Raw genomic sequence first — 19,027 nt, forward strand, 5'->3', positions numbered from 1 at the left:
CTAATTAAAAAAAAGTGAGGCTGTCTTTTAAGTTAGCCTCACTTATAATGCTATAATTTTATATTTACATATTAATTGACCATACAGAATAGCTATTTGGAGGACATTGAATTTTTACCCATTTGTCTCCTTGCGTAGTAGGTAACCATGTGGAGTTTCCTGTAAAATCTTTAATTTGTGCATTAGCCCAATTAGTAGGAACCCATCTTTCTTGCCATGAAGATGAATTGTTGATATATACTACAAGTCCTGGGTTGCCATTGTATCCATTTCTTCGTGCAATATATTCATCATTATCGGTGTATAAAATTGAAGTTGTTCCAGTTGCTTTATTATTATGGATCCAAATAAGATTATTTAATTTGGACTTGTTTAACCACTCCTCATAATCCTTATAGAAAATAGTCGGGTACCCTTCATGTGTTAAGATGTAGGCATATGCTAAATCTTTCTTTGAGATTTCATCTGTATCATGATTTGTGACAAAGGTAACCGCCTTATATGGGTTTCTTTTCCACATCATATCATCATTTAAAATATTTAGGTTATTGCCGTCAAAAGCGTCATTCATTTTATAATAACAAGCAAAATCAAATACAGAACTATTGGCGTTGTTAGCCCACCATTCTAAAGTATTTACATTAGAATCCCAATACTCGCCTACTGAGAACCCACCTACATTTGCATTCCAATCTTTAATTACCCAAGGGCCAAATCCTTTAACGTAATCAAATCTCCAGCCATCAAATTTCATTGTATTTTTATAATATTTCCCCACTCCATCACTTCTAAGCCATAGCCAGTTTTGGACATTAGGAGTTACATGAGATAAGTCTGGAAAGCCTCCAAAAGCACCTTCATCATTATTTGCATAAGAGTTTTTGTAGAAGTCTGCACTTGAGCGTGGAAATTTACCGGATGCCACACCAGTGAAATTTGTGTAGGTTTGCGTTCCGGTAAATGGATTGCTTTCTAACTGTCCGCCGCTATTATGATTAAGAACCATGTCGGCATAAACTTGAATGTTTTCGGCATGAGCTTTAGTAATTAAATTTACTAACTCTGTTTTAGAACCAAACCTTGTTTCAATTGTGCCATTTTGATTGTAATTTCCAAAGTCAAAATAGTCAGTTGGATCATACCCCATAGAAAAGGGTCCATTTTGCGCTTTTGAAACAGGTGGTAACCATATTGAACCAATGCCGGCATTTGACCATTCGGTTACTTTTGAACTAACAGTATCCCACCAAGTTCCCCCTGCTGGTACATCCCAATAAAAAGCTTGCATCATTACACCGCCACCTGGATTTGATACATATTTTCCTGTTATGGAATTAGTGTTCTTACCAGTATTAAAAGGTTTTCCATCATGATGTGTTACATCAATTACCGTGCTGTTTGCTTTTGCTTGGGAATTGCTGTCATTGAGCTCATTTGTTGTTTCACATGATAAGATACTAAGTGCTATTGAAGCAATTAAGTAAAGTTTTAAGTTTCTCTTTTTCATAAATTTGTAGATTTGTAGATTTGGGTTGTGTTTTAATTTATTCTTAATTTTAGAGAATAATGTATTAATAATGCTAATAATTTAATTAATTCGTATTTTTAGCTAATGTAAATAAAATTTTAACTAAAAATATTATGTACATAGTACATTATCTACGATAACGTTGTAGTGTTGAAAACTTGTTGTTATTTTGTTAAAAATGAGTGGTTTATAGTAATATTTTTAAATGTATCTTGTGGGCTTTTATTAGGGTGAAAAGCAATGTAAATAGTAAGAGTTATTTATTTTTTGGTTTTGTCTATAAAATTTTGTTAATAGTAAGGTGTAAACTTGTATTATGTAATCGAATTGTTATTTTTGTTCGCCTTTATTTTAGAGAATTGTTTGTAGGAACATTTTTCTTTCTTAACTGTAATGGCGTATATTTGGTGCCGAGTACCTAGATTTCTTTTGATTAATCAGTTTCTAACTATAAAAATATAAATTTCAAATAATGCTATTAAAAACAATACAAATGAAGTCCATTACTATTACAGTTGCGCTTGTCCTTTTTCTGTTTTCTACAACGATAACAAAGGCTCAAGAAATTATTACGGACAGTGTTGCAGTTGCAGTTGCTCCTGTAAAAAAAGTTCAAACGAATCAAAGACAAAAAATTGATGGGATTATTGCAACGGTTGGGGATTATATTATTTTGGATTCCGATATTGATAAATCTTATTTAGAAATTTCAAGTCAAGGTGGTTCTATAAAAGATATTACAAGATGTCAGATGTTAGGAAAACTAATGGAAGATAAATTATATGCACACCAGGCAGTTCAAGATAGTGTTAAAGTTACTGACGCTGAAGTGAAGAGTATGATGGAAGAACGTTTGAGCTATATGGTTAGTCAAATAGGAAGTATTGATAAGGTAGTACAATACTATAAAAAAGATTCAGAAGAAGATTTTAAGAGTTATTTCTTTGACCTTTTAAAGGAGCAAAAGCTTAGTTCTGAAATGCAAAAGAAAATTGTTGAAGAAGTTGAGATCACTCCAGAGGAAGTTCGTAATTTTTTTAAATCTATCCCTAAAGATGAATTGCCGCAGTTTGGAGCCGAAATGGAAGTAGCTCAAATTGTTATTGAACCCAAGATTTCTGATGCTGAAAAGCAAAAAGTAATTGATAAGTTGAATGAATTTAAAAAAGATATTCTAGCCGGTTCTAGTTTTGCAACTAAAGCAGTTTTGTATTCTAAAGATCCAGGGTCAGCTAGTAATGGTGGTTTTTATAAAATGAATAGAAAAACTCCTTTTGTAAAAGAGTTTAAAGATGTTGCTTTTAGTTTGCAAGAAGGGGAGATTTCAGTACCATTTGAAACTACTTTTGGATTTCATATTATTATGATTGATAAAATTAAGGGACAAGAAGTTGAATTGAGACACATATTATTGACTCCTTCTGTTTCTGAGGATGAGATTCAGTCTGCAAAAGATAAAATTACACTTATTAGAAATAAGATTATTGATAAAAAACTTTCTTTTGCAGATGCTGCCAGAACAGAATCTGATCAAAAAGAAACTAGAGCTAATGGTGGTGTTTTAATTAATCCAAAAACTCAAGATACGCGTTTTGAATTAACTAAAATGGACCCAAGTCTTTATAGTCAAGTTTCTAATCTAAAAGATGATGCGATCTCGCAACCTATTTTAGATACTGATGAGAATGGAAAGAAAAGCTTTAAGTTAATTACGGTAACAAATAGAATTAACGAGCATATCGCTAACTATGCTACGGATTATATTAAGATTAAAGATTTAGCTTTAAAAGAAAAGCAAATCAAAGCAATTGGAAAATGGTTTGATGAAAAAATTAAAGAAACATATATTAAGGTTCTTGGTGAATATAGAGACTGCGAGTTTACCAATAACTGGTTGAAAAAATAATATTTTTTATAATAAATAAAAAGAGTTAGTTTTATGAAATCATAAGCTAACTCTTTTTTAATTTAAATACTTTTCAAAATGTCTGATGTTGCAGCAATACACGATTTAGTTCAAAAACGAAATGAACTTAAAAATGAAATCGCCAAAATAATTGTAGGTCAAGATGCTGTAGTTGATCAAATCTTACTCTGTATTTTTTCTGGTGGACATGCTTTATTAGTTGGTGTCCCAGGATTGGCAAAAACATTATTAGTTAATACTTTGGCGCAAGCCTTAGGATTAGATTTTAAAAGAATTCAGTTTACACCTGACTTAATGCCTTCGGATATTTTAGGAAGTGAGATATTAGATGAAAATCGTCATTTTAAATTTATAAAAGGGCCTGTTTTTTCAAATATTATTTTAGCTGACGAAATCAATAGAACGCCACCTAAAACGCAAGCTGCTTTATTGGAAGCTATGCAAGAAAGGTCTGTGACTATAGCTGGGGAAAACTACAAGCTGTCATTACCTTATTTTGTTTTGGCTACGCAAAACCCAATTGAACAAGAGGGAACTTATCCTTTGCCTGAAGCACAATTGGACCGTTTTATGTTTGCTATTAAATTAGAGTATCCTTCCTATGAAGAAGAAGTGCAAGTGGTGAAAAGAACAACTTCGGATGTTAAAGAAACGGTTAATGCTTTATTTACAGCACAACAAATTATAGACTTTCAACAATTAATTCGTCGCATTCCTGTGGCTGATAATGTAATTGAATATGCAGTTACACTTGTGAGTAAAACACGTCCTGATAGTGTTTTGACAAATGACTTTGTAAAGAATTATTTAGATTGGGGAGCAGGACCTAGAGCTTCTCAAAATTTAATTTTGGCTGCTAAAGCCCATGCTGCTTTCAAAGGAAAGTTTTCTCCAGATATTGAAGATGTAAAAGCAGTTGCGGTTGGTATTTTGAGACATCGTATTATTAAAAATTACAAAGCAGATGCTGAAGGAATTACTGAGGAAATGATTATTTCTAAGTTGATTTAGTTTCTGTAATAAGAACACTTATTTATTGGTCGGAGAAAAGTTGTTACTAAATAATTTTCATTATGTAAGTTTTTTATAGTATAACATGATAAAAGTCATGGCTGATTTAAGTCTTAATACATAGTTTTGTAAATCATTTATTTACAAAAAAAATCATTATGATTGAACAGAATCAAATTTTTAGAAGGCCAAATCCAATCGATAAAGAGGTTTCATGGGATAAGACTCAGGTAATTATGAGTAAAACAAATTCCAAAGGTATTATTGAATATGCTAATGAAGTTTTTATTGATGTCTGTGGGTACGAGGATTATGAATTAATGTCTCAACCGCACAGTATTGTAAGGCATCCTGATATGCCAAGAGTGATTTTTAAGATTCTTTGGGAAAATTTAAAAGGAGGGAATAATTTCTACGCAATCGTGAAAAACCTTGCTAAGTCAGGAAGGTATTATTGGGTAATGACGGATTTTGAAATTTCAAAAGATCAAACGGGTGATATTACTCATTATTTTGGTAGAAGGAAAGCGGTACCTCAAGAGGTAATTAGCAAACATATTGAGCCACTATATAAGAGGTTGTTGCAAATTGAATCTGTAAGTGGGATGGAAGCTAGTGAAAAATATTTAATAGGTTTTTTGGAAGAAAAAAAAAGGAGTTATGTTGAGTTTGTTAAAGAGTGCATAATAGACTACGAACAAGAGCAATATTCAAAAGAAAGAAAAGAGCAAATAGAACAAGATGAGGAGAGTGAAAGCAGGAGCTTTTTCTCTAGATTTTTTGGGAGATAAATGGCAGTAGTTTTTAATCGATTTAAAGTATAATCATTGTGGGCTGTGTTTAACTATAGTTTAGTAATGCCTGATAGGTTTAATTTAGAAAGGCTCTTTATTCAAATCAGAATAAAGAGCCTTTTTTTAATTCTATTGATTTCGATATTGATAAAAAATAAATATTATTTTGCTAATTGTTTAATATTGTTACGGTATTTTGTCAATTGTTTAATAAAAAGTAAAATAACGACGTTTTTAGCAATAATAATTTTCTAAAATAGCACTTTTATTAAATTTTTTTTAAATCTCACCTTAAATTCGTTAATTTGCATCACGAAAAAACAAAAAAAATACCAAGATAGTTTGGTTGTTTATTTTTGATATAATCAAGACAAATAGCCTTTAACATTGAAAAGAATTCTACTATGAACATTTATAACGATTATCTACAAGAAATCGAAGAACGAAAAGGGCAAGGGCTTAACCCAAAACCTATTGATGGTGCTGACTTATTAAGTACAATCATTACACAAATAAAAGATTCAGATAACTTAGATCGTGACGAATCGCTTAAATTTTTCACGTACAATGTTGTTCCTGGAACTACTCCAGCTGCAGCGGTCAAAGCGGTATTTCTAAAGGAAATTATTCTAGGTCAATCTGTAGTGAACGAAATTACTCCTGCTTTTGCTTTTGAATTATTATCACACATGAAAGGTGGTCCTTCGATTGAAGTATTACTTGATTTAGCTTTAGGTAATAATGTTGCTATTGCAAAAGAAGCAGCAAAAGTATTAAAAACACAATTTTTTCTTTACGAAGCTGATACAGCACGTTTAGAAGCTGCATTTAAAAGTGGTAGTGAAATTGCTAAGGAAATTTTAGTAAGTTATGCTAATGCAGAATTTTTTACAAAACTTCCTGAGGTAGCAGAAGAAATTAAAGTAGTTACTTATGTAGCTGGTGAAGGAGATATTTCTACTGATTTACTTTCTCCAGGAAACCAAGCACATTCAAGATCAGATCGTGAATTGCATGGAAAATGTTTAATTTCTCCTGAAGCGCAAGCTGAAATTCAAGCTTTGCAAGCACAACATCCGGATAAAAGTGTGATGTTGATTGCTGAAAAAGGAACAATGGGTGTTGGATCATCAAGAATGTCAGGTGTGAACAATGTAGCATTATGGACAGGTAGAAAAGCAAGTCCTTATGTTCCTTTTATTAATATCGCTCCAATTGTAGCGGGTACAAACGGAATTTCGCCAATTTTCTTGACTACGGTTGATGTAACGGGTGGAATTGGTTTAGACCTTCAAAACTGGGTAAAAGTAGTTGATGATAAAGGGAATGCTGTACGTAATGAAAACGGAGATGTTGTTCTAGAAGAGGCATATTCTGTTGCTACAGGTACTGTGCTTACTATCAATACTAAAACAAAAAAATTATACAACGGGGACAAAGAGCTAAAAGATATTTCTAAAGCTTTTACTCCTCAAAAAATGGAATTTATAAAAGCAGGTGGTTCATACGCTATTGTTTTTGGTAAAAAGTTGCAAACTTTTGCTTCAAAAACTTTAGGTATTGCTATTGTTCCTGTATTTGCTCCGTCAAAGGAAGTTTCTGTTGAAGGACAAGGACTTACGGCTGTAGAAAAAATATTTAATAAAAATGCAGTTGGTACTACTCCAGGTAAAGTATTACACGCAGGATCAGATGTACGTGTAGAGGTTAACATTGTAGGTTCACAAGACACAACTGGTTTGATGACTTCACAAGAATTAGAGTCTATGGCTGCTACTGTGATTTCACCAATCGTTGATGGTGCGTATCAATCAGGTTGTCATACTGCATCGGTTTGGGATAATAAGTCGAAAGCAAATATTCCTAGATTGATGAAATTCATGAATGACTTTGGTTTGATTACTGCTCGTGATCCTAAAGGAGAATACCTTGCAATGACCGATGTTATTCATAAAGTATTGAATGATATTACGGTTGATGAATGGGCTATCATTATTGGTGGTGACTCTCATACAAGAATGTCAAAAGGCGTTGCTTTTGGTGCCGATTCAGGTACGGTTGCGCTTGCATTGGCTACTGGTGAAGCTTCTATGCCAATTCCAGAATCAGTAAAAGTAACTTTCAGAGGGGATATGAAAACCTATATGGATTTCCGTGATGTGGTTCACGCTACTCAATCTCAAATGTTGAAACAATTTGGTGGGGAAAATGTATTCCAAGGTAGAATTATCGAAGTGCACTTAGGTACACTTACTGCGGATCAGGCCTTTACTTTTACAGACTGGACTGCAGAGATGAAAGCGAAAGCTTCTATTTGTATTTCTGAGGATGAAACTTTGATTGAATCATTGTTGATTGCTAAGAGAAGAATCCAGATCATGATTGATAAAGGAATGGATAATGCGAAACAAGTTCTTAAAGGTTTGATCGCTATCGCTGATCAAAGAATCGCTGACATCAGATCTGGTGCTAAACCAGCTTTAACTCCAGATGCAAATGCTAAGTATTTTGCTGAAGTTGTTATTGATCTTGATTTGGTTGAAGAGCCAATGATTGCAGATCCAGACGTTAATAATGCAGATGTTTCTAAGAGATATACACACGACACTATTAGACCATTATCATTTTATGGTGGAACTAAAAAAGTTGATTTAGGTTTTGTTGGATCATGTATGGTTCATAAAGGAGATTTAAAAATCCTTTCGCAAATGCTTAAAAATATTGATGCACAATTTGGTAAAGTAGAATTTAAAGCGCCATTAGTTGTTGCTCCACCAACGTACAACATTGTTGATGAATTGAAAGCGGAAGGAGACTGGGAAGTGTTGCAAAAATATTCAGGTTTCGAATTTGATGATAATGCGCCAAAAGGAGTAGCACGTACAGGATATGAAAATATTCTTTATTTAGAACGTCCAGGTTGTAACTTATGTATGGGTAACCAAGAAAAAGCAGCAAAAGGAGATACTGTAATGGCAACTTCTACCCGCCTTTTTCAAGGAAGAGTTGTTGAGGATGCTGAAGGTAAAAAAGGAGAGTCATTACTTTCTTCAACGCCAGTTGTTGTGTTGTCTACAATCTTAGGTAGAACGCCAACTATGGAGGAATACAAAGCAGCAGTGAAAGGAATTAATCTAACGCAATTTGCACCATCTCATAAGTTATTAGTTCAATAATAAATTAAGATTTGTTAATTATATCAAAAAGCCTGAGTCAATGACTCAGGCTTTTTTTATTTTTCGTACCTTGTGGTATCTAAAATACAATACTTAAAACAATTATATATGGCATTTGATATTGAAATGATTAAAAAAGTGTATGACAACATGACAAGTCGTGTTGATGCTGCACGAAAAGTAGTTGAACGTCCACTTACTTTAACCGAGAAAATTTTATATAGCCACTTATGGGATGGAACAGCGAAGCAGGCCTATGGACGAGGTGTTGATTATGTTGATTTTGCTCCAGATAGAGTAGCGTGTCAAGATGCAACTGCACAAATGGCTTTGTTGCAATTTATGCATGCAGGTAAGAAAACAGTTGCTGTGCCAACAACAGTTCATTGTGATCACTTGATTTTGGCAAAAGTAGGAGCAGAGAAGGATTTAGCTGTTGCAAAAGAACAATCAAGCGAAGTTTTTGATTTTTTATCATCAGTTTCAGATAAATACGGTATTGGTTTCTGGAAACCAGGATCGGGAATTATTCATCAAATTGTTTTGGAAAATTATGCTTTTCCAGGTGGGATGATGATTGGTACTGATTCACATACTGTAAATGCAGGTGGTTTAGGAATGCTGGCCATTGGTGTTGGTGGAGCTGATGCTGTAGATGTAATGTCAGGAATGGGATGGGAATTGAAATTTCCTAAATTAATAGGAGTGAAGTTAACCGGAAAATTATCTGGTTGGACTGCTCCAAAAGATGTGATTTTAAAAGTTGCTGACATTCTTACTGTAAAAGGAGGAACTGGAGCAATTGTTGAATATTTTGGTGAAGGGGCGACTAATATGTCTTGTACTGGTAAAGGTACAATTTGTAATATGGGTGCCGAAATTGGTGCTACAACTTCTACATTTGGTTACGATGATTCTATGCGTAGGTATTTAACAGCTACTGGTCGTCAAGACGTAGTTGATGCTGCCGATAAGGTAGCTGATTATTTAACTGGTGACCCTGAGGTTTATGCAAACCCAGACAAATATTTTGATCAAGTAATTGAAATTAACCTTTCAGAATTAGAGCCACATATCAATGGACCATTTACTCCAGATAGAGGTACTCCAGTTTCTGAAATGAAAGCGGAGGCGAAAGCTAATGGATGGCCAATAAAAGTGGAATGGGGATTAATTGGTTCTTGTACGAACTCTTCTTATGAAGATATGGCTCGTGCGGTATCCATCGTGAACCAAGCTGTAGAACATGGTATTACTCCTAAAGCAGAATTTGGTGTTAATCCAGGTTCTGAGCAAATTCGCTACACTATTGAAAGAGACGGTATGATTGCTGCATTTGAAAAAATGGGGACTAAAGTATTTACGAATGCTTGTGGGCCATGTATTGGTCAATGGGATAGAGCTGGTGCAGATAAACAAGAGAAAAATACAATCGTTCATTCGTTCAACCGTAACTTTTCTAAAAGAGCAGATGGTAATCCAAATACGCATGCTTTTGTAACTTCTCCAGAAATGGTTGCGGCATTAGCAATTGCAGGAAGATTAGATTTTAACCCGCTTACGGATACATTATTAAACGACAAAGGAGAAGAAGTTAAATTGACCGCGCCTTATGGTGATGAATTACCTAAAAAAGGATTTGAAGTAGATGATAATGGTTTTCAAGCTCCTGCTGCTGATGGATCAACTGTTCAAATTGTGGTTAGTGAATCTTCGGATAGATTACAACTATTAGCACCATTTGACGCTTGGGACGGTAAAAATATTACAGGAGCTAAATTGCTAATTAAAGCATTTGGTAAATGTACTACGGATCATATTTCTATGGCTGGACCGTGGTTGCGTTTCCGTGGACATCTAGATAATATTTCAAACAATATGTTGATTGGTGCTGTAAATGCTTACACTCAAAAAACAAATTCGGTTAAAAATCAATTAACTGGTGAATATGGTGCGGTTCCTGCTGTAGCGCGAGCGTACAAAGCAGCTGGTGTTCCTTCTGTTGTTGTTGGAGATCATAATTACGGGGAAGGTTCTTCTCGTGAGCATGCTGCAATGGAGCCTCGTTTCTTAGGTGTTAAGGCGGTATTAGTGAAATCTTTTGCTCGTATACACGAAACGAATCTTAAAAAACAAGGACTTCTTGGGTTGACATTCGCTAATGAAGCGGATTATGATAAGATCCAAGAGGATGATACAATTAATTTTATAGATTTAGTTGATTTTGCGCCAGGAAAACAATTAACGGTAGAGTTTGTTCATGCTGATGGAAGTAAAGATTTAATCTTAGCAAATCATACGTACAACGAAGGACAAATTGGTTGGTATGTAGCTGGTTCAGCATTAAATTTAATTGCTGCCGAAGCTTAATATTATCATTTATTATATATTTAAACGCTCTGTGTAAACAGAGCGTTTTTTTTGTTTTAAAGTTTTTTTCTAGCTAGGAATTTATGGAAAGAAGGTGATTCCCTTTTTTTTATTTGACAACAAAGTAGTTAGGTTGCTTTAATATTCTAAAGATGATATTTTGAATTAAAAATTGAATTTTTCTCTCAATCAATAAGTTAAAGCCGACGTTATATTTGTATCTTTAATGTAGGTTTTAATTGTGCAATTATTCATAATCCTCAATAGAATACATATAATATGGAAGAAAGAGATCAAACTAGAAAAGAAGAATTGGCTAACGGAATTTCACATTTTTTAGGAGTGATTTTTTGCTTAATTGCAATACCGTTTCTAGTTGTAATAGCTTATCAAGAACATGATTTGGTTACAGTTTTGTCTGTTCTAGCGTTTGGAATAGGGATGTTATTAGTATATTCTTTTTCGACTCTGTATCATTTAGTGGTAAAAGAGAAAATAAAGCATGTGCTTAATATTGCAGATCATATTAGTATCTATTATCTCATTGCAGGAACTTATACGCCGTTAATGGTTGTTTATTTAGATAAAAAAAACGCAATAATTTTTCTAAGCATAATGTGGTCAATAGTTTTGTTAGGGACTTTTTTTAAGATTTTTTATACTAACCGTTTCAAAATACTTTCTACAGTGTTGTATTTATTAATGGGTTGGATGATAATATTTGTAGTTAAACCACTGTGGGGAGTTGTGCCTCTTTCAATTTTTTTATGGATTCTTGCTGGAGGATTAAGTTATACTATTGGGGTTTATTTTTATGTAAAGGGACTAAAAAGTTATTATCACACAATTTGGCATGTTTGGGTCCTATTAGGTACGGTGTTCCATTATGTTGCAGTATTAAAAAGTTTGTAAAACATTTATTAAATAGTTCATAGATGAGATTTGTAATTTGTAAGATACTTGCTTTTCAATATATTATATTTTGAAAGGGTTTTCTATTTCTCAATTATAATGAATAACAAATTAATTAGAATGAACCTTTTAATTTAAAATTCAATATATAGTAAAGCATTCTGTGTTAACAGAATGTTTTTATGTTTTACATAGTTTTGTTAAAAAGAATATAAATGGATGTTAAAAATTGCGATATTTCCTTTTATAGATTAAATTAGCTTTTTTTAATACTTTATCGTGAATATTTACGTTACAGTACCATAGAAAATCGATAAGCTTAGATCTTTTAAGTTTAATAGCATATAGAATTAAAAAAGTGTTTATGAAGTATACTAGTTGGATTTTAGGAATGGTTTTTTTAAGTGGTTTTAGTGCATTTTCTCAAGAGAAATATAGTGAACACACCGTTGCAAAAGGAGAGACAATCAGTAAAATTGCGCAGCAGTATAAAGTCAAATCTAGTGCTATCTATGCGCTTAATCCTGAGTCGAGAAAAGGTATAAAGTACAAAGGTATTTTACTAATTCCTATTAAGACTGGAAAATCAAAAAGTACTGTAGCAACTGTTTCTAATACTAAAACACATACTGCTTATCCTAAAGAAACGTTGTATAGTATTGCAAAAAAATATAGCATTACCGTTGATGAATTATACGCCGTTAATCCAAGTTTAAAAAAATCAGGATTAAAGAACGGTCAAAAAATACAAATTCCAGTTACTACTTCAAATACAGCTTTAATCTCAAACGAGAAAACACAACAAGCACCAGAACTGGTTTCGGTTGAAAATTCGGTTCCCCAAGAAATTACTCCAACTCATAACACTACAGGAACTATTGTTCGTGAAATTTTACCTAATGAAACTAAGTACGCCATTGCAAAGGAATACGGAATTTCAGTAGCGGACATTGATAGTGCAAATCCTATTCTTGAAACTGAAGCACTAAAAATTGGGCAAAAAATTATTATTCCAATAAAAGATGATAATAGTAGTAATGTTTTGGCTATAGCCAAAGTAACTCCAAAAATTGAAACAGTAACCGCAATTGCTGAAACTACTATAACTCGCGAGGTACTTCCTAAAGAAACTAAATACGGAATCGCTAAAGAATACGGAATCACAGTAAAGGAATTGGAAAATCAAAATCCTAATATTGTAAACGGACTTCCAGTAGGATATAAATTAAATATAACTAGTAAAAATGAAATTGCTTCTACTGTATCTAATGAGGCAATAGTTGCTAATGATTCTAAAGAGCATGAAGGTTCTAAAGGTTTTAAAAGTACTAAAGATGATGATTTTTTAGACCAATTAGTGTCTACAGCTTCTGAAAATTTAGGGACTCGTTATCGCTATGGTGGTACAACTAAAAATGGTATTGATTGCTCTGCTTTAATGTGTAATACTTTTAGTGCATTTGACATTCAGTTGCCACGAACTTCAATCGAACAATCGCAATACGGTGTTGTAGTTAACAATGAAGAAGCTAAAAAAGGAGATTTGATTTTCTTTAAAACAAGCAGAAGAAATCGTATAAACCATGTAGGGATGGTTGTAGATGTAAATGATGGAGATATAAAATTCATTCACGCATCTGTTAGTGAAGGCGTAATTATTTCCTCTGTAAAAGAAAAATACTATAGTAAAAGAGTAACGCAAATCAACCGTGTGCTATAACTGAAAATAAAAATCAGTTAGGTCATAGATAACTAATACAGATCATTAGGTAAAATATTTAATTAAACACTTGTAAAAGTTTTTGCAAGTGTTTTTTTTTGTTTTCAATATTTTCTATAAAAGCATCATATTTTAGTGTTGTCAAAGCAACGTGAATCGCTTTTTGTTATCATTACCCGCTGATTTATATAAAATGAGAATGACACATAGCTTGAACTCTATCGTGGTCAGTTTTGAGGTCTAAATATTGAAATTTTAGAATATCAAGCACTTCAAATGACAAATCAGTCCCATGTTCTCTTATGGCATCTTCATAGTTTTTTTTAACTACATCTTCACCGTATTCACAAGATTCTAAAATAAATTTTCGGTCTTTGTTTGTAAGTGCGGCTTTAACATCCATCCATATTCTAAAAAACTTGCCAATAACGCGAGTACTTTTTACTGATTCTCCACCTAGTTTTAACACTTCTGATAAAAGTGCTTCTTTGCATTTTTTACTCGTTGTTATAAATTGTGCGAATAAAATTTTTAAATCATTCTCTTCCGTTTCGTTAGTAGCTGACTCGTAACCTTCTATTCGGTCATTGTTTATTTGAATCAGATTATTTAATAATCCTATAGTTTTTATATCGTCCATGAATATGTTTTTTAGTTGTACCACTGTTTCGTGATAGAACAAATATCCAACAAACACACGAAAAACTATTTACAGAATTTTTTCTAAAGTTTATGCCATTTTCACTTTAACTTTTCGATATGATTTATGAATAAATAGACTTAGTAAAACAGTGTATTTTTTGTAAAAGCATAAAAAAACTGCTATAGATTCAATAGCAGTTTGATTGTATTATTAAATGTTGTGAAAATTGTATCAGGACTATTTTAGTACATGGTGAGCAAGAACTTTCTGTACTTCATAGACATTCACTGATTTGTTAAACTGTTTTCTAATGCTAGGTTGTAATTCGCTAGAAACCCAAATTTTTAATTCGGCATCAAGGTCAAATGTGCCCGCAGTTTCAATACTAAATCTCGAAATGCTTTTGTAAGAAATCGATTTGTATTCGGTTTTACTACCTGTTAGTCCTTGTTTGTCAACTAATATCAATCGTTTAGTAGTGAAAATAAAGGTGTCACGAATTAACTTAAACCCCATTTCAATTTCTTCTCCTTCAGTTAAAAGTTGGCCATAATCCTTAGTTAATTGTTCCTGACTCACTGCTCCGGCATTGCCTAATAGTGCTGAAAATAATCCCATAATTCGCTGTTTTTTATTAAATATTATTTGTTTTTTAAACTACTTATAATAGCCATAACGTCTTGATCTCCTAATCCTTCTTCCTGAGCAAGTACAAAGCTATCATAAAGAGGGTGAATTAAAGGAGAGTCTAGTCCAGCCTCTTTGGCTAATCTTAAGTCTTTAACAAGATGTTTTAGTGCAAAAGCAGCGGCATAGGAGTCGTTTAAAATTGCAGGAGCTTTAATAGCGGTGATTCCGTTACCACAGGCACCTTGGTTAATAATATTCAACATGTCTTCCTTGCTAACACCATTTTTCTCGGCAAATAAAACAGTTTCAGCTAAACCTTGTAAATTAAGACCTAGAAGATAATTAATTGCTAATTTGGCGGCACTTGCTACACCAGCTTCACCTACGTGAATAGCCACTTTTCCTAAAATTTCAAAAATAGGTTTTACTATTTCGTAATCGGCATTGTTAGCGCCTACAAGAATTACAAGTGAGCCTTCTTGTGCTGGTTTTACACTTCCAGAAACTGGAGCATCTATAAAATGAACCTGTTTTTTGCTACAAATAGTGGCAAGATAACGAGACGTTTCTGGAGAAACGGTACTCATGTTAATGATGATTTTTCCGGGATTATCTTTCGAGAGTAAACCTTGCTCACTTTCAAAAACTTCTTTTACCGCCTCATCATTAGATAACATCGTGATAACAACATCACAAGCTTGTAATAAAGCTTCTGGAGTAGCAGCTGATGTTGCTCCGGCAGAAATTAAATCTTTTTCTTTATCCTTGGTTCTATTAAAAACAGTTACCTCTAAACCTGCTTTTAATAAATTTTTCGCCATTGGATTTCCCATATTTCCTAGGCCTATCCATCCTATTTTTAATCTATTCATTTTTATAATGTATTGTTGTTTTATTAGAAATGTTGAGGTTGAGCTACCTCAGAAAGCGAGTACTAAATTACCGTTTATTTTATAAAAAAAGAATAAAGAATTGTTAGGATATTTTAATTTCATCTTGAGTTTTTATAGAGCTATTTCCTGCTGTCGTTACATTCTTATTTCATTAATTTCCTTTTTTATAATGCCCTAAAAGGAGCTTCTTTTAGTCGCTCTTTTAGTTCAATAAAAAATAAAAATTAATTTCACAAGAATTTCACTCCCATCAGGGCTAATACATGTGGTTTTGAAATTTATTTTTTTTACACAAAAAAACTGCTATTGATGAAATAGCAGTTTAAGTTGATTGATGTTTGAAACGGTATTTAGTTATTTTCTAAATCCTTAGTCATTTTAAATCCAATTAGTAATCCAGTACCCGCAGTCAGGAAGATGATTCCTGGAAATAATGCTTCGCTGGTAACGTTAAAAATGGTTTGAATAATTATTGCGAGTAATATTCCCGCTCCAATACCCATTAATAATACGGCTAGATTTAAGATAAACATTCTCCACATTGGTGCGTTTTTTTGTCTTTTGGACATAAAAATACTAGCGTCAGCTCCTTTTTCAATAAGTGCTAAGCGCTCTTTGTTTCTCGTTGAAAAAAATAAATAAAATACGCCAAAGACTGCTCCGAAAATGGTCATTACAATAAAAACTTCTGGTCCCATGATTGTTTGTTTTTTAATTGATTACTTTTAATGTGTTCCTAGCTTAGGACGATAGAAGTTTTACTTTGGTTACAAGTTTTGTCATTTTTTTATTTTTTTTAAATTAGTTGTAACCAAAATTCAATAGTAGCAGTCTTACCATGTACATGACTCAAATCGAAGATACATATTATATTACCAAAATAATAGCTGGCGACACAAAAGCGTTTGCTGTTTTGGTCGATCGGTACAAAGATTTGGTGTTTACATTAGCATTGCGAATGCTTAAAAATAGGGAAGAAGCAGAGGAGGTTGCACAAGACACCTTTATAAAGGTATTCAAATCAATAAATAAGTTCAAAGGTGATTCTAAGTTTTCTACCTGGATCTACAGGATAACATATAACAGTTGTTTAGATGTTTTAAAAAAATACAAGCAAGAATATAAACTAGATCCTATTGACGAATATACCGAACGGCAGTTAGTTACTTTTGAAAATGCTTTTGACGCATTGGCCGATAAAGAACAACGACAGACCATTGAAACGTGTTTGCAAAAATTGCCTGAAGAAGATGGTTTTTTATTGACTTTGTATTATTTTGAAGAGCAATCCATAGATGAAATTGCTAAAATTGTAGGTTTAACGACGAATAACGTTAAAGTCAAGCTGTTTAGAAGTAGAAAAAAGTTGGCTTATCTATTAAAGGATAGCTTAGAACCAGAAATAATTGAGCATTATGAACGCGAAAGAAAATAAGGAAATAGACAACTTAGTGAATAAAATGATGAAGAAAGCTACTTTAGAGTCGCCTTCATTTGATTTTACTGCTCAAATAATGGAACAAGTTAATTCATTGCAACAATCCAGAGCAACCATTTATGAACCTTTGATTTCAAGAAAAGCTTGGTTTTTTATTTGCACGGGCTTAGTAGCTTTGATGGGATATGTTTTATTAGGAACACAACAACAACCCACTAGCTGGGATCATTTTTTAGATTTAAACATTTTTATAAATGATGCTTTTTCCATTGCATTACATCGTTTCTTATTTTCGAATGTTATGCTGTATTCTTTAGCTTTTTTGTCGGTAATGGTGCTCGTGCAAGTGTTTTTTTTAAGTATGTTCTTCAATAAGAGATTTGAGAATTAATTAATTCATTAGCTTTTTTAAAATAGAATTAATGTAAATAGGGTTTTAAATCATAAAAAAAGTACTAGAGTTAATAACGTTCAAAATATATTTTACAATCTTTGAAGTCAAAATAACAAAGTGCATTATGAGCAAGACAAAATTAACAATCAACAAGAACGGTTCTATAAAAATAGAAGGAGATTTTGAAATAACAGACAGTCAAGGTCAAGTTTACGGACTTGAAGGTAGAACGGCTTTGGGTCTTTGTAGATGCGGATTATCTGCTAATAAACCTTTTTGTGATGGTTCACATCGCAATGGTTTTGAACATGAACCTGCGGCATTTGATTTGCCACCTATGAAAACAAAGTAATTCATCGTTTTTCAAGTTGAATCATAAAAAAGGCTGCATTCTTTAAATGCAGCTTTTTTGGTTTTATACTTTATATTTTATTAGTCTTGAGAAATATGATTGTCTTTTAATATTTGGTCGAACTGTTCTTCTTTCCCTTCTTTTTTCATTTCAGTATAAATCATGCTGATTAATGTTTCGGCATCAGTGCGATATGGAGATTTGTGTTCAACATATAAATTGTATGCTTTGCACATATTGTTTAATCCTTTTTCATAATCTTTTAAATTTGTTGCGTAAACATTACCTAAACCGTAATATACTTCAGGGTTGTTACTGTCAACTTTAGCTAACTTTTCATAGGATTTAATTACATTATCGTAATCCTTTTTATGCAAGTAAGCAACGGCAATGTTTTGCAATGGCATTAAGCCGTTTGGATCAATTTCAATTGATTTTTTATACGCTTCGATAGCTTTGTCAAATTCATTTAAATAACGATAATTAATTCCCAAGTTATCCCAAGCAAAAGCAAATTTAGGATCTTCTTTTACTGCTTTTTCAAAATAATCAACTGCTTTTTTGAAGTTTTCTTTTTCGGACTCTTTTTGTCCTAATGAATAATATTCACGTGCTTTTTTATTATTTGATACTGAATTTTCATTTAATTTCTCATTGCTAGAAGCCTTGTCTTTCATGGCCGGACAATTGCTCATCAGGTATCTTTCTAATTCGTAATAGGATGTTTTGTATTCTTTAGAATTCTCATCTAAATTGATCGCGATGTCAATTTGCTTTTTTTCATCAGTTTGTTTTGATATTTTTTCTAAATCAGGAATGTTCAAAAGCTTTCTTCCTATTTGTAAGGCTCCTGCTTGCTTGTTTAGGCACGCACTAATTTCTAGCGAAACTTCCTTATTGTTTTTATTGTATGCATTGATTGAGTCGATGCACTTGCAGCCATTTTCGGCTAATTCTTTTAAAAGGTTGTCTGGGTTTTTAGTGTTGTTTTCTTGTGCGTTTCCCTGTGTGAAAAAAGAAAAGATTGCAAATAGGGTTATTATTTTTTTCATTGGTTTGAACTTTTTCAAGAGTTAGTTATCCAAATATAATAATAAAGAGTTTTGTTATGTAGTAAAGTAATGGCTTATTTCTTGTTATTTTAAATGATTTATTAAATCTTAAAGTTGAGGTTGTCTAAATGTTTTAATTGCGTAAGGGATAGTAGCGGCATCCTTTTAAGGAATGCAATGGAATAAA

The 19,027-nt window shown here is 32.7% G+C and carries 16 protein-coding genes; 10 read left to right on the forward strand and 6 right to left on the reverse strand.

All coding sequences use genetic code 11. The features are described from left to right. Nucleotides 1-64 precede the first annotated feature (64 nt). Nucleotides 65-1,507 carry an alpha-amylase gene (locus ACVEGE_RS11205; RefSeq protein ID WP_458008538.1) on the reverse strand — a complete coding sequence of 481 codons (1,443 nt, stop codon included), beginning with the start codon at nucleotides 1,505-1,507 and terminating at the stop codon, nucleotides 65-67. Nucleotides 1,508-2,000: 493 nt separating this feature from the next. On the opposite strand from ACVEGE_RS11205, the gene ACVEGE_RS11210 reads away from it, so the two are divergent. The 7 genes from ACVEGE_RS11210 (at nucleotide 2,001) to ACVEGE_RS11240 (ending at nucleotide 13,438) form a co-directional block, all read left to right on the forward strand. Next, nucleotides 2,001-3,434 carry a peptidylprolyl isomerase gene (locus ACVEGE_RS11210; protein WP_173857234.1) on the forward strand — a complete coding sequence of 478 codons (1,434 nt, stop codon included), beginning with the start codon at nucleotides 2,001-2,003 and terminating at the stop codon, nucleotides 3,432-3,434. 78 nt (nucleotides 3,435-3,512) lie between these two features. Then, nucleotides 3,513-4,466: an AAA family ATPase gene (locus tag ACVEGE_RS11215; RefSeq protein WP_192500428.1), complete on the forward strand. Its 954-nt coding sequence runs from the start codon at nucleotides 3,513-3,515 to the stop codon at nucleotides 4,464-4,466. A 158-nt stretch (nucleotides 4,467-4,624) separates the two neighbouring features. Then, entirely contained in the window at nucleotides 4,625-5,257 is a 633-nt protein-coding gene (locus tag ACVEGE_RS11220) for a PAS domain-containing protein (RefSeq protein ID WP_192500427.1), read from the forward strand. Between the two features lie 407 nt (nucleotides 5,258-5,664). Continuing rightward, nucleotides 5,665-8,436 (forward strand): bifunctional aconitate hydratase 2/2-methylisocitrate dehydratase, encoded by a 2,772-nt coding sequence (locus ACVEGE_RS11225; RefSeq protein WP_192500426.1) that lies wholly within the window; start codon nucleotides 5,665-5,667, stop codon nucleotides 8,434-8,436. A 108-nt stretch (nucleotides 8,437-8,544) separates the two neighbouring features. Beyond that, on the forward strand, nucleotides 8,545-10,806 hold the full coding sequence (locus ACVEGE_RS11230; protein WP_192500425.1) for an aconitate hydratase: 2,262 nt from the start codon (nucleotides 8,545-8,547) through the stop codon (nucleotides 10,804-10,806). 279 nt (nucleotides 10,807-11,085) lie between these two features. Continuing rightward, nucleotides 11,086-11,718 (forward strand): PAQR family membrane homeostasis protein TrhA, encoded by a 633-nt coding sequence (trhA, locus tag ACVEGE_RS11235; protein WP_192500424.1) that lies wholly within the window; start codon nucleotides 11,086-11,088, stop codon nucleotides 11,716-11,718. A gap of 364 nt (nucleotides 11,719-12,082) precedes the next feature. Then, nucleotides 12,083-13,438 carry a C40 family peptidase gene (locus tag ACVEGE_RS11240; protein ID WP_192500423.1) on the forward strand — a complete coding sequence of 452 codons (1,356 nt, stop codon included), beginning with the start codon at nucleotides 12,083-12,085 and terminating at the stop codon, nucleotides 13,436-13,438. Between the two features lie 184 nt (nucleotides 13,439-13,622). On the opposite strand, the gene ACVEGE_RS11245 is transcribed toward ACVEGE_RS11240, so the two are convergent. From ACVEGE_RS11245 to ACVEGE_RS11260, 4 genes are all read right to left on the reverse strand, one after another. Then, nucleotides 13,623-14,078 (reverse strand): ferritin-like domain-containing protein, encoded by a 456-nt coding sequence (locus ACVEGE_RS11245; protein ID WP_192500422.1) that lies wholly within the window; start codon nucleotides 14,076-14,078, stop codon nucleotides 13,623-13,625. Nucleotides 14,079-14,318: 240 nt separating this feature from the next. Next, on the reverse strand, nucleotides 14,319-14,699 hold the full coding sequence (locus ACVEGE_RS11250; protein WP_173850133.1) for a PH domain-containing protein: 381 nt from the start codon (nucleotides 14,697-14,699) through the stop codon (nucleotides 14,319-14,321). A 23-nt stretch (nucleotides 14,700-14,722) separates the two neighbouring features. Next, on the reverse strand, nucleotides 14,723-15,583 hold the full coding sequence (locus tag ACVEGE_RS11255) for an NAD(P)-dependent oxidoreductase (RefSeq protein ID WP_192500421.1): 861 nt from the start codon (nucleotides 15,581-15,583) through the stop codon (nucleotides 14,723-14,725). 371 nt (nucleotides 15,584-15,954) lie between these two features. Beyond that, complete coding sequence (locus tag ACVEGE_RS11260; protein ID WP_192500420.1) at nucleotides 15,955-16,302, reverse strand: DUF6249 domain-containing protein; 348 nt, start codon at nucleotides 16,300-16,302, stop codon at nucleotides 15,955-15,957. Between the two features lie 146 nt (nucleotides 16,303-16,448). On the opposite strand from ACVEGE_RS11260, the gene ACVEGE_RS11265 reads away from it, so the two are divergent. From ACVEGE_RS11265 to ACVEGE_RS11275, 3 genes are all read left to right on the forward strand, one after another. Beyond that, entirely contained in the window at nucleotides 16,449-17,039 is a 591-nt protein-coding gene (locus ACVEGE_RS11265) for an RNA polymerase sigma factor (protein WP_192500419.1), read from the forward strand. Further along, nucleotides 17,020-17,433 carry a hypothetical protein gene (locus ACVEGE_RS11270; RefSeq protein WP_192500418.1) on the forward strand — a complete coding sequence of 138 codons (414 nt, stop codon included), beginning with the start codon at nucleotides 17,020-17,022 and terminating at the stop codon, nucleotides 17,431-17,433. The genes ACVEGE_RS11265 and ACVEGE_RS11270 overlap by 20 nt, the downstream gene beginning before the upstream one ends. A 127-nt stretch (nucleotides 17,434-17,560) precedes the next feature. Continuing rightward, complete coding sequence (locus ACVEGE_RS11275) at nucleotides 17,561-17,788, forward strand: CDGSH iron-sulfur domain-containing protein (RefSeq protein WP_192500417.1); 228 nt, start codon at nucleotides 17,561-17,563, stop codon at nucleotides 17,786-17,788. A gap of 80 nt (nucleotides 17,789-17,868) precedes the next feature. On the opposite strand, the gene ACVEGE_RS11280 is transcribed toward ACVEGE_RS11275, so the two are convergent. Next, entirely contained in the window at nucleotides 17,869-18,840 is a 972-nt protein-coding gene (locus ACVEGE_RS11280) for a tetratricopeptide repeat protein (protein ID WP_192500416.1), read from the reverse strand. Between the last annotated feature and the right edge of the window lie 187 nt (nucleotides 18,841-19,027).

Source organism: Flavobacterium sp. PL002 (assembly GCF_054165825.1).